15 protein-coding genes are annotated in these 11663 nt (G+C 41.4%); 10 read left to right on the forward strand and 5 right to left on the reverse strand.

What is annotated here, in order from left to right:
• A partial coding sequence (rpsL, locus tag B4C08_RS00115; RefSeq protein WP_296662038.1) for a 30S ribosomal protein S12 occupies positions 1-250 on the forward strand: 250 nt, incomplete at its 5' end.
• Positions 251-265: 15 nt separating this feature from the next.
• On the forward strand, positions 266-736 hold the full coding sequence (rpsG, locus tag B4C08_RS00120; protein WP_296662039.1) for a 30S ribosomal protein S7: 471 nt from the start codon (positions 266-268) through the stop codon (positions 734-736).
• A gap of 343 nt (positions 737-1079) precedes the next feature.
• Here rpsG and B4C08_RS00125 read toward each other — a convergent pair whose 3' ends face one another.
• The 5 genes from B4C08_RS00125 to B4C08_RS00145 form a co-directional block, all read right to left on the reverse strand.
• The gene (locus B4C08_RS00125) at positions 1080-2378 is read right to left on the reverse strand and encodes an ISNCY family transposase (RefSeq protein WP_296662040.1); all 1299 of its coding nucleotides are present in this window, start codon (positions 2376-2378) and stop codon (positions 1080-1082) included.
• A 79-nt stretch (positions 2379-2457) separates the two neighbouring features.
• A complete protein-coding gene (locus B4C08_RS00130) occupies positions 2458-2925 on the reverse strand; it encodes a hypothetical protein (RefSeq protein WP_296662041.1) in 468 nt (155 codons plus the stop codon).
• Between the two features lie 54 nt (positions 2926-2979).
• Positions 2980-3525 carry a restriction endonuclease gene (locus B4C08_RS11200; RefSeq protein WP_366775341.1) on the reverse strand — a complete coding sequence of 182 codons (546 nt, stop codon included), beginning with the start codon at positions 3523-3525 and terminating at the stop codon, positions 2980-2982.
• The gene (locus B4C08_RS00140) at positions 3509-3718 is read right to left on the reverse strand and encodes a hypothetical protein (protein WP_296662043.1); all 210 of its coding nucleotides are present in this window, start codon (positions 3716-3718) and stop codon (positions 3509-3511) included. The genes B4C08_RS11200 and B4C08_RS00140 overlap by 17 nt, the downstream gene beginning before the upstream one ends.
• Positions 3719-3950: 232 nt before the next feature.
• Entirely contained in the window at positions 3951-6056 is a 2106-nt protein-coding gene (locus B4C08_RS00145; RefSeq protein ID WP_296662044.1) for a type IA DNA topoisomerase, read from the reverse strand.
• A 464-nt stretch (positions 6057-6520) separates the two neighbouring features.
• Here B4C08_RS00145 and B4C08_RS00150 point away from each other — a divergent pair, with 464 nt between their 5' ends.
• The 8 genes from B4C08_RS00150 to B4C08_RS00185 all read left to right on the forward strand — a co-directional run.
• Positions 6521-6733 carry a hypothetical protein gene (locus B4C08_RS00150; RefSeq protein WP_296662045.1) on the forward strand — a complete coding sequence of 71 codons (213 nt, stop codon included), beginning with the start codon at positions 6521-6523 and terminating at the stop codon, positions 6731-6733.
• 225 nt (positions 6734-6958) lie between these two features.
• Positions 6959-7840 carry a hypothetical protein gene (locus B4C08_RS00155; protein WP_296662046.1) on the forward strand — a complete coding sequence of 294 codons (882 nt, stop codon included), beginning with the start codon at positions 6959-6961 and terminating at the stop codon, positions 7838-7840.
• Positions 7841-7955: 115 nt separating this feature from the next.
• On the forward strand, positions 7956-8123 hold the full coding sequence (locus B4C08_RS00160; protein WP_296662047.1) for a hypothetical protein: 168 nt from the start codon (positions 7956-7958) through the stop codon (positions 8121-8123).
• Positions 8124-8196: 73 nt separating this feature from the next.
• A complete protein-coding gene (locus tag B4C08_RS00165) occupies positions 8197-8796 on the forward strand; it encodes a DpnD/PcfM family protein (RefSeq protein WP_296662048.1) in 600 nt (199 codons plus the stop codon).
• Between the two features lie 27 nt (positions 8797-8823).
• The gene (locus tag B4C08_RS00170) at positions 8824-9411 is read left to right on the forward strand and encodes a hypothetical protein (protein WP_296662049.1); all 588 of its coding nucleotides are present in this window, start codon (positions 8824-8826) and stop codon (positions 9409-9411) included.
• 17 nt (positions 9412-9428) lie between these two features.
• The gene (locus tag B4C08_RS00175; RefSeq protein WP_296662050.1) at positions 9429-9893 is read left to right on the forward strand and encodes a hypothetical protein; all 465 of its coding nucleotides are present in this window, start codon (positions 9429-9431) and stop codon (positions 9891-9893) included.
• A gap of 25 nt (positions 9894-9918) precedes the next feature.
• Positions 9919-11112 carry a relaxase/mobilization nuclease domain-containing protein gene (locus B4C08_RS00180; RefSeq protein ID WP_296662051.1) on the forward strand — a complete coding sequence of 398 codons (1194 nt, stop codon included), beginning with the start codon at positions 9919-9921 and terminating at the stop codon, positions 11110-11112.
• Positions 11113-11226: 114 nt separating this feature from the next.
• The coding region (locus tag B4C08_RS00185) for a VirB8/TrbF family protein (RefSeq protein ID WP_296662052.1) at positions 11227-11663 on the forward strand (437 nt) is incomplete at its 3' end.

An 11663-nucleotide genomic window follows, 5' to 3' on the forward strand; every position in this document is an offset into this window, starting at 1 on the left:
AAAAAAACCGAACTCGGCTCTTAGAAAAGTTGCCCGTGTTCGCTTGTCTAATGGTATTGAAGTAACTGCATATATTCCTGGAATTGGACACAATCTTCAGGAACACTCAGTAGTTTTAATCCGCGGTGGTCGTGTAAAGGACCTTCCTGGTGTTCGCTATCATATTATCCGTGGTACAAAGGATACACTTGGTGTAGAAGATCGCAAACGTGGTCGCTCTAAGTACGGTGCAAAAAGGCCTAAGGCTTAAGGACGGAGGAATAAGATGGGAAGACATAAGAAGTCTGTTGACCGTCCATGTATGCCGGACGTTAAATATAATAGCAAAGTTGTTTCAAAATTTGTTACACGCATGATGCTTGATGGTAAAAAATCTATTTGCACAAATGTACTTTATGATGCAATGGATAAACTAAAGGCAAAAACTGAAAAAGATCCTCTTGAAGTTCTTCTTAAGGCTCTTGAAAATGTAAAGCCTGTTGTGGAAGTAAAGTCTCGTCGCGTTGGTGGTGCTACTTATCAGGTTCCAGTAGAAATTCGCGATTCTCGTCGCGAAGCTCTTGCAATGCGCTGGATTATCGAAGCTGCAAGAAACAGAAGCGGTCATGGAATGGCAGATACACTTTCTGCAGAATTGCTTGACGCTTTTAACAATACAGGATCTGCTTTCAAAAAGAAGGAAGATACACACAGAATGGCAGAAGCAAATAAAGCTTTTGCTCATTTTAGATGGTAGTTCTTTCTATATAAAACAGTTTTTTGTGAAAAGGCTTTGGTTCTTTTAGAATCAAGGCCTTTTTTTACAGTTGAAAAAAAACTTGGCTTTCAGCCTAATAAAAAAATCAAACTCTCTGTCAACAACTTTTTAATTTTTCGCTGAAAAAATTTCAAAAATTCTTCTTTTTTTTGAAGTTTCTTGTGAGATTTGTTGTTTTTGAGGAAATTTATCGAGAAAAAATTCTGAAAATGCTGATATTTCTGTAGAAAAATAGTGATTCTATTTGCTTGAGTACAACACTTTTAGCCTTCGTTCTCAGAAGGCTTTTTTTGAGGCATTTTAGTTTTTTTATTTTTGATTCTTATCCTACTTTTCTGAGTTTTCTCGGTTTTATCTGCGACAGAACGACGTCATCTATGTCCATATATACCTCACGGAATTTCGGCTTCGCATTCTTGAGAAACACCCTGTCAATCAGAACCTTCATAACTTCAGGCATGTCTCCGGAGGTATCGCTTTCAACCAGTTTCACTGAATATCTTTTATCCGTCTTCGGGTCTGTAATCCACAGTCCCTCTCTTTCATTAAGGTGTATCAAGATTTTCCTGTCAGTGATTTCAGGACAGAAGAATCTGTATCCCTTGAGAAGGAAAATTCCGCTTTTATCTATATGTCCCGGAAAAGTAGCTTTCATGACTGATGTTATCTGTTTCATGTCAGCCTTTACGAAGCAGGATTCCTTATTTTTTGGCTCTTTGAAGAACCTTGCTTTGTATATTTTTGGAAATTCATCACGCAAAAACTCGTTTGCCTGCTCGACCGTGCTAATCCCTTTCAGGCGGAATAAGTTCGGAAGCCTGTGCTGGATTGTCTGCCAGAACCTTTCAATTCTTCCTTTTGCCTGCGGCGAATGTGCCGGAAACATATCAACCCCGAATGACTCCATCATCACTCCGAACTGCGTGAGATGCTTTTCATTGTCATCGGTCTTTCTGTTCACGAAAAATACGGATGCCTTGTCAGGATAAACCTGCATGGGGATGCCGTATGCAAGACTCATGTTCACGAAGGCTTCCATGTATCCGAGAAGACACTCATTCTTTGTCATATAAAGTCCGACAGGACATCCTGTTGCGTCGTCAACGAATCCCTGTATGCAGTATTTCTTTCCGTCCTTGAACCAGTCGTATGGAGTTCCGTCTGCCTGCACAAGCTCTCCGAAATGCTCTTTTCTTTCTCTGAACAGATGTGCTCTCCTCTCTTTTTTGACCTTGTGCTTTATGCAGGTGTAATATCCCTGTGAGTTCAGAATGGATTTCACATGGCTTATACTCGCCTTGATATTGAACTGTTCCGAAAGAATTTCTGTAAAATACGTGTATGTTATATCCTCAAACGGATTGTTTCCGTTTATTCTTGTATTGTTGAAAATCTGAATGATTTTCTCCTTCCTTCTTTCGTTTTCAGGATTGCACCTCTTTTTTCCTGTGTTTCCGTGAATGAATGCAGATTTGCCGCTTTCCCTATATTTTATTATGTCCTTCTGGATTGTCCTCATTGTCAGCCCCATCTTGAAAGCCGCCTCCCTTGTGGACAGCTTGCCTTCTGCACATAGTCTTGCTGTCCTTGCCCTTTGTCTTTGAGATTCATTAAGTTTCATTTTCATAACTTCCCAGTCCTAAAAATCATTGTTTTCTTAACTTACTCAAGTATATATGCAAAACTTTTAAGAACGAAATTTAAAATCTTTTGATATTATTCTTCACCTGAATCTGATATATGCGCTGCCTTGAGACATTGTGCCTTTCTGCGATTTTCGCAAGGGACATTCTTGTTGTCTTCAGTTCCACAAGAATCTCATTGAAATCCTTGGCTGTAAGAACCAGCAGCTTTGAGTTGTTTCTGTCTCTGATTTTCTTCAGCCCGTGCCTGTTGTAGATTTTGCGGACTATTGTATCTGTAAGGCTGAGCTTTAGGCGCATTTCCTTTATTGAGAGCGGATTTTTCTCATACTCATCAATCACTTTTTTTTCTGCTCTTTTCGTCATCACATGGCGGAAGTCAGGCTTGAGATTGAAGCGGCTCATAAGGACTGTTATTTGTTCAGGGGTTGTTTTCATGTCTTCTGCCGCTTCTTTTCTTGTGAACTGGCTGTCGATATAGAACTGCAGTTTTTTTCTTAAATTTTCCTTGTCTTCATTTTTCATAGATGTTCCCATGTCTAATAATAAAATTTGTCTTTAATTCAGCGCCAGTTGGCGCTAAAAGAACAGGTTGTTGCTCTGATTTTTTTTCGCAATAAAAAAATCATACAGTTTTTCTCTGCTGATAAGCTTTATCTGGGGATTTTCCTTGAGAAGTTTTTTAGTATCCTCTCCGGTCTTTCCTGTATGGATGAAATATCCGCACGCCTTGTGATGCCTGCAGGTTTTTATGAACTGCTGGACGTGCTCTTTTTTTATGTAGTCCGAGTATCTTTTTGCCTGCACAAGATATTTCTGTCCGTTCTTCCGTACCTGTCCGTCAATGCCGCCGTCGTGGGTATAACACCTGTTTCTTTTTATTCTGAACCTGTTTTTCTTGAAAGCCAGAAGAATCAGCTCCTCGAAGACGAACGGATCTATTTTCCTCAGATAGGAAATAAGCCAGCCGGGCCTGCTGTTCTCAATTTTGTTGATATTCCTATAAACCTTTTTTGCAGCCCTGATTGTGCCTATATGCCTTGCCTTTATAAAAGCTGCCGCAGTGTTTATGAGAATGAAAAATATTAGGAATACAATCCAGAAAATTTTACTTCCTGCTGTCATTGTTTTTGTTACACTCCTTGATTTTATTCACGTGTTTTTTTCCGGTCTCATCGCATCCGTAAGCCAGCGGATTTTCCTGACTGTCTGATTTTCTTGAAATCCTTTCGCCCTGTGCAATGAGAAATCCTCCTGCAGCAAGAATCATCATTGCTGCCGTAAGGATTATTTCCATAACTACACCGATTATCTGCATTTTGCTATCTCCCATAAAAAGTCAAGAGTAAAACTTCAGTTTTAGAATTGACTTTTCAAGTTGTTTCGCAACAAAGTGAGAAACAACAGTTGATTTAGGGTTTATCAAAGCCCTAAAAACGGCTAAGTCAAGGTCTTGAGCGTAAGCGTACCTTGACCAGACGTATTGCAAAGTTTGCGACGCAAACTTTTTAAGATAAAAACAGACGCTATTTTCGGCTGTTCTTATCATGTCACCTTTTAGCGCCATCTGGCGCTTTTTTCTTTGACGAGTTTACAAAGTCGAGCTCAAGCTTTAACGTTTCCCTGTTCAGGACAAGCCTCGCCTTGTATTTTTTTCCGGCTTTGCTTTGCAGTGTCTTTGCCCCTGTCGGTTTTCCCTCAAGAAGCAGTTTTCCGTCATCTGTATTCAAGGATGCTCCGAACGAGTGCTTGTAGATTATGAACGGACACTTTGGCTCCTTGTTTATGTTGGTGCAGAAAAATGACTTGCCGCCTTCAATAACCTTGCTGCGGCAGACAGGACAGATTCCGACGCCCGGCTTTTCATATTCCTCAATTTCAGGATGAGTTCTTACACATTCCTTTATGAAGGATATGATTTTTTTCTCGAACATCTCAGGCGACTCGTCCAGTTCTTTTTCCCATTGGGTCGTCTGAGCAATGTTTGCAACCAAAGCCGTAAGCCTGTTCTTGAACAGTAGTTTCAGAAGAAAAAACGCCTTGTCGGTCGCATAATATTTCCTTTTGTCCTTGACAACATAGTTGTATTCAACAATTTTTTTCAGGATGTCTCCTCTTGTGGCGGAGGTTCCGAGCCCCACAAGCTTTTCGTCGCTGTCCTCAAGGTTCGGATTTTCCATGAATGACAGAAGCGAGGTTTCCGTGAATTCCTTTTTTGGCGCCGTCATTTTTTTCATGATTTCAGTGTTTTTGAGTATGCAGGTGTTCTCGTCGAAGTATTGAACGGATTCTGAGTCAGGGTTCTTTTCAGCGCCATTTGGCGCTAATTCCTTTTGAGCCTTTTTCCATCCTTCCGATACGGCAACTTTTATGACAGCCCTGTAGGAAAACTCTCCGTTGCATATTGTCAGCGTCTTCTCGTCAAAGACATATTCATCCATGCAGCACAGAAAGAAACGCCTCAGCACGATTTCATAAATATTCTTTTCGTTCTGATTTGCGGACTGAGGAATCTTGTCCAAGGGGATAAGGGCATGGTGCGAGTCAAGCTTCTTTGAGTTGAAGATATGCCTGTTCTCTGCGCTGATGAGGTCAGGATTGCAGTATTTTGACTGCGGAAAGGAGTCTTTCAGAAGCTCGAATTTTTCCTTGAACAGCGGAATGTCGTCATCGCCCATAACTGATGAAGGTGTTCTCGGATATGACAGGCACTTGTGCTTCTCATACAGGGACTGGGCAATTTCCAGCGTCCTGCTTGACGAGTAGTCGTATTCAGCGGAGGCGATTTTCTGCAGCTCGGTTATGGAAAGCAGTTTCGGCGGATTCAAGGATTTTCTTTTTACATCGCTTTTCACGCTGACGGTCTTGTTTGTCTCGCTGAATATGTGAGCCTGATTGATGTAGCGGTTCACTTGCGGAAAGAAGAATTTTCTGTTCTCCGGATTTAGAAGAAGAGCTTCCGCCTTGTTTCCGTTGTTGTCTTTAAGATGCGCCACGCACTGATAGTACGGTTCGGACACAAAGTTTTTTATTTCCCTGTTTCTCTGTGCAATGGCTGCGATGACAGCGGTCTGCACTCTTCCGACAGGGAGAGTAATCTTGTGTCCTGCCAGAAGGGTCTCATAAGGAGTAAGATTCATTCCCACAAGCCAGTCCGCATGCTGCCGGGCAAATCCTTTTTTTGCAAGCTCATTGTATTCAGACCAGGGCTTCATCTGCGAAAGCCCTTTTTTTATGACATCAGGAGTCAGAGCCTCAGAAACCCAGAAGCGAAGGCAGTTTGAGATGTCGGTAAGACCTGCCTGCTCAAACGCAATCCGGGCGATGACCTCGCCCTCCCTGTCAGCGTCGGTTGCGATTATGATTCTGCCATTACGGTGCTTGTGAAGAAGTGCTGTTACTTTTCGGGTCTGTTTTTCCGAGTCCTCATTTTTCTTGTATAGATATTTTTCAGGGATTATCGGAAGCTGCTCGAAAGTCCAGCTTCTGTATGATTCGTCATACTCTTCCGGCTTTGCAAGCTCATAAAGATGTCCGACACAGTTCGTTATTTCAGTCTGGCCGTCTGTGTAATATCCGAGTGATTTGTTGTAGGGGATGGAAAGAGCCTTGCTGAAAGACTCTGCGACCGAAGGTTTTTCGGTGATGATTAACAAAAATTTTCCTTATCGTGTGGCAGTTATTTTATACAGCAAACAAATTTTGCTGTCAACAGAGTTATTGCCGCTGGTTCAATTCAGCTGTTAGCTGCTCATTCTAATTAGCGCCATCTGGCGCTAATTGCAGGAACGTTAGCTATTCTTTCGGATTATCAGAGAAAATTCTTTTTAGCGCCATTTGGCGCTAATTAAGGACTTGTTATCTGAAATTCCGCAACGAAGCGGACAGCACTTGAACAAAACAGATAGAACTATGTAATATGTCCGGTAGGCAAGATAAAGAAAGTGGTACATTGACGGCGTAACTTCTTGCATTATATGGAAAAAGAGTGGTACATCGGCACTTTTTCAGGTACCACTTTAGTACCACTGAGGTACCACTTTGGTACATCGTTTTTTTTGATTGTTTTGTTCAGTTTTTTCAAATTGACTTGTTTTTGAAATGGGATTACTATTGGAATATGACAGAAAAGAAGAGCGGCCGTGGAGGCAGAAGGGAGGGGGCAGGCAGAAAAAAGATACCCGAATCTGAAAGAAAGAAATTCAGGACGGTATCTATTTCCGGGACAGAGAATGAAATTGCTGTCCTGAAAAAACAGGCTGCGGAAAACGGAAAATCGCTGAGCGGCTATATTCTTGATGAACTTGTTGATGAGTCTGTAAGGGGAAAGTGATGATGCTGTTCCGCTTGTCTGAACGGATTTTGGCAGAATATAAATTAGCGCCATTTGGCGCTAATTAGCGGAACTTGAGCGCAAGCGTATTTTGACCAGACATATTCCAAACGGAAAATGAATGTTGAAAAAAAAGAATTCAAAGAATAATTTTTTTTACAGTTGATAAGTAAAACAAAATAGTAATTAGCGCCATTTGGCGCTAATTTGCAGAAGGAGATAAAAATGAAAGAAACAGAGAACAGCGGCAGCGGAATTTTCTTTGACTTTTTGAAAGTGATGGCAACTGAAAAAGGAAGGTGCAAAGAAAGAAAGGAACGTGGCAGATATATGCGAAATTATTACACGGCTGTCAGGAATTTCTTCAATGCAATCTATATCGGTATCGGGATTGAGAATATGTGTGGCAAAGGCAAAGTTGAGAGCCTGAAAGATATTGTAGAAAAATGCCATGAGATAGAGCGTACACAGAAGTCCTTTTGCAGCTTTAAGAAGTCTCTGGAAAAAGGAACGGATATTATCGACATGATACAGGAAGTTTTCACTGAGATTGCGGCAAGAGATAATTTGATTCAGGATTTGCAGGATTTGAAAAAATGCCGTGATATTTGTGTGCTTGCCGAGCAGGGAAAGTGCGAGGGGAAGCTAAGGCTTAGGAGAAGAAAAGGTAATCAAGGTGCTGACATTGGAGAAAATCTCTTTGATATTCAGACGGTAATGCTGTCTCTTCTGGGGCTTTTTGTTCTTGGTTATCTTGTTTTTATTGCGGTAAGCGCTGACCGTAACACAGTAAAAGAACGGGTCGGCGTGGAGTTTACCATTGATGATGTATATGCAACACCAGGCATTAATGAGAATTTTTCCAGATATGTCTGTCTGATTGCGCCGAACGGCAGGGAAGTTACAGTACGAGACAGAGAGTTGTACAGGAAACTGAGAAATCATGTCGGCCAGAAAGTGACTTTGGAAGTTGACAGAAGCTATGTTCTGTCAAAAGAAGGCGAGAAACTGAATCCGAATGAGAAACTTGTGCAGCCTTATGTTATACGGCATATAGAAGGCGAGATTCAGAAACCGGCAGAAAAGGCTTTGGATATTGAGAAATAGAAAATGACAAAAGAAGAGCGTAAGCGAAGAAAGGAGAATTCCTTTTACAATTCAGAGCTGGCACGGCTACAAAAGAATGTCGTCCGTGCTCAATATGAGGTTCTTTTCTACAAAAATGGCAAAGAGATTGCGGACAAGATGTTTTTTTTATAACGCATGGAGGCATCGCTACAAAGGACTTGCTCTTGGAGAACCAAAGGCGAAGTCCTATGAAAAAGCAAAAGCAAATCTGAAAAAGGCTGTAATGGAGATAAAGGAGCATAAGAAAAAACTTAAGCATTGATATTTCGGGCAGAACTACGCAGAAAATTTTACTATAGAAAACTTGAAGATAAGGTTTAATAGGAGTCAGAATAATGAAAAGCTATAAAATAGATATTTGTGAATACTACGGCAAGACTGTTGAGATAGAAGCTGAGACCGAAGAAGAAGCGTTTAAAAAACTTATAAAGGAATATATGACCGGAAAAATTGATATAGGTGAAGACGATTATAAAGGTACAGAATTTTATCCCCCAGAGTGTTTTTCAAATCCAGTCAGCGAGCTTATACAGACACTTGTCAGCATATTGCAGCTGAACGGCGTTTTTGTGCGGAATCTTTTCCGGGGAAATGTGCTGCGAAATTCGATGAATCAAAAAACGCTTTATACAAAAGATGAAAACACTTTTCTCCTTTTTGTGGAGGACTGGATGCACAATATTCCTGACCTTGTAAGCAATTTATTGCAGCACGATAACGACATGCGGATTAGGATAGATACATTTCTTCTGTCACTTGTAACCGGCGGCCTGAAAGAATTCAATTCCATTGTGCAGGATAAAGAAACAAGAATTTCCTATGGAATAAGAGACACGGACAATATACAAAACTGGCTCAGTTTCGGACTGAAAAACATTGTTCCGTATTCTGAAAAAGCTGTCGGACTTATGGAAAGCATTGTGCTGGTGAATTGATTTAGGAATGAGAATGGAGATAAATATATGTACAATAGAATTTTAGAGTGCCTGAGTGAAATGAAAATAAGAGACAGTGATTTTTCAAAGTCCATAGGCATAAGTAATTCCGCCTTTGCACAATGGAGAAAAAGGGGGACAATACCTGCTCCGCTGATGCTGCAAAAAATCTCAGATTATCTGAAAGTGTCTGTTCACTGGCTGCTGTTTGGAGCTCTTGAAAATAATCTGGATTTGAAATGTCTTTCTGATTTTGACTTGACACCATGCTCCATAGTCTCAAGAATTGAAAACGCACTTGAACTGAAAACGCAGAATTTTAGCAAAAATTATGATACGGAGTTCTTTGAGACGATAAGCGACATTGTAAGCATACAGGAGCTTTGCAATTGGAGAAAACAGAGACTGAATCTTGACTATATAAAGCTTTTGAAAATTTCAAGAAGAGTATCTGTTTCTTACGAATGGCTTTTGACAGGAAATAAGCTGAGCGTTGGGCAGAGCTGCGAAAACCATTTTGATGATTTACAGGAAAAAGACAGAAAATTTGTGCTTGAAATGATTGAATCATTGTATTTTGCCGAACAATATCGGTCTCTGAAAATTGATAAATAAAAAAGGAGGAAATAACAATGTCTTATTATTATGATGATAGTGTGCTGAAAAAAATTATCTGTTTTTTTGTTTTTCTTATTTTATTTGCTTTGCTTCTATTTGTATACGGCCTTAATCTTGGCGAAAAGAAAAGCGAATCAAAGTCCATTGAGTGCACTGTGAACTATGTCAGTCTTGTAAAATACAGCAACAGTTCAACTTTGTGCAGATATGTCTATCTTTCAATGCCGAAAGGAAAAGAGATAGAAATTGAGGACAAGGCTCTCTATGATGTGGCAAAAAATCATATAGGCCAAAAAATAAAAATTGAAATAAATCAGATTTATTTTCTAAGAAATGATGGAAAAAAGCATATTGTTCGAAATCACCTTATCAGACCTGTAAAAGTTCTTGGGGTCGAGGGCGAAACTCAGGAGTATGAGGAGCGAATCCAATATGTAGAACGAAAAAGAGAAGTTCCAATTTATTATTTTCTCCCATGAATCCGCTGATTTTTAGGTGCTGCCCATGAAATCACATTCAATAAAAGACATTTTCTCTGACCGTCCGACAAAGGAGCGTTATGAGGAAGACCTCTACAAGGTAAGAAAAGTTCCGTACAAGAAGGACGACATGTGGCGGCTCTCGAAGTTGCTTGCGGCAAAACCGACACGTGTCGGTCGTGATGACGGCGGAAGGTTCTCAGGCAGCAGGCGAGGCGGAGCATTGCTCTCAAATTCTGCAAACCAGAAAGACCAGCGCGTGATGTTTAAGGTCTCGCACAGTTCCTCGATGCAGGCTCATGACAAGTATCTTTCAACCTATATGCCGCAGGAAAACAAGAATGAAGTCCTGGATAAGCCTAAGCTTTTCGGCACGGAAAATTCCGAGTACGAGGTCGCGAAAGTTCCCGAGCATTTCAAGTTCATAATCTCGCCTGAAAACCAGAACGTGAACCTGAAAGTCCTTGCCTCTGAGTTCATAAGGAGAACCGAGACCATGACAGGCTACAAGCTTTTGTGGCAGGGGGCGGTTCACACGGACACGGCGCACCGCCATGCGCACATCTGCATAAACGGCAGGGATAAAAACGGAAAGCGTGTCTATTTCCAGCCTGAGATGATTAGGCGGACTATGAGGGAAACTCTCTCGTACATCGCGACACAGATGGTCGGGGAGCGGACACAGCAAGAAATTCTTGCGGCGCAGAAAAATCTTGTTGTTGCAAGACGCTGGACTAAGCTTGACGAGGAGCTTGAGAAATATCCGGGCAAAATAAGTTCCCGTCTTCTAAGCCCTGATATGCAGAACCGTCTTGCTTTTCTTTCTGAAATGAATCTTGCCGTCAGAAAAGCCGGATTCTACGAGCTTAAAGATGACTGGAAGGAAGTCCTTGTCGCGACAGGGCGGTACAACACATTCTTTGACGAATTCCAGAAATCAGGCGGAAGACTTTCGCTCTATGCGGGCGGCGGAATCAGCGGAACTGTCGAGAATGTAATCTCGTTTGACAAGGACGAGAGCTGGAACGATGCGCTTGTCATAAGAAGCGGTGAATCCCTTGTCTATGTTCCTGTCTGGCAGCTGAAGAAAGATGACCTTCTGGGAAAGTCAGTCGAGATAAAGGACGGAATAAGAAGCCTCTCGCGCCAGATAACTGACTCAAGCATCCGTGTTGCAGGCGTGCCGAGAAACAGTAGAAATCCCGGAAAGCGTGAATAAAATTTCTTTTATTACAAAATATTTAAATATGTAACAAAATCAATATTGACTGTAGTCTTGAAAATTTGTAATCTGTAGCAAAAGTATCTGCCCGCCCTTTCTTGGAGATACTTTATGAGTACAAAACAATATCCTCCTGCCGGAAAAGTGCAGACACCGTTCTATCCGCAGCTTGAGCATTTCGACTGGATTACAGGACAGATTCGCCGGGAGAACCATATTCTTCGGATTGTGGCTGTCATCTCCTGCCTAGCGTTTTTTCTCTCAATCGGAATCAGCCTGTATGCGGTCGCCCAGCCTGACTCAATCCCTGTGATTGTGACGATGAATGATTTCGGGCAGGCATCCTATGTCGGCCCGGTCTCGCGGAAGAACTACCAGAATTTCAATGTCCCGGAAGTCGCCGTCCAGTATCAGGTGAAGGATTTTCTTAACCTCTATCACACGCTCTCAACTGACAAGACTGTGATGAAAAAATCTGTCAATAAAATCTACCACATTCTGACTTCCACAACAGCGTCAAAATATTCATCCCTTGTGAAAGAGGAGAA

This window comes from Treponema sp. UBA753 (genome assembly GCF_002297325.1).
GTDB lineage: Bacteria > Spirochaetota > Spirochaetia > Treponematales > Treponemataceae > Treponema_D.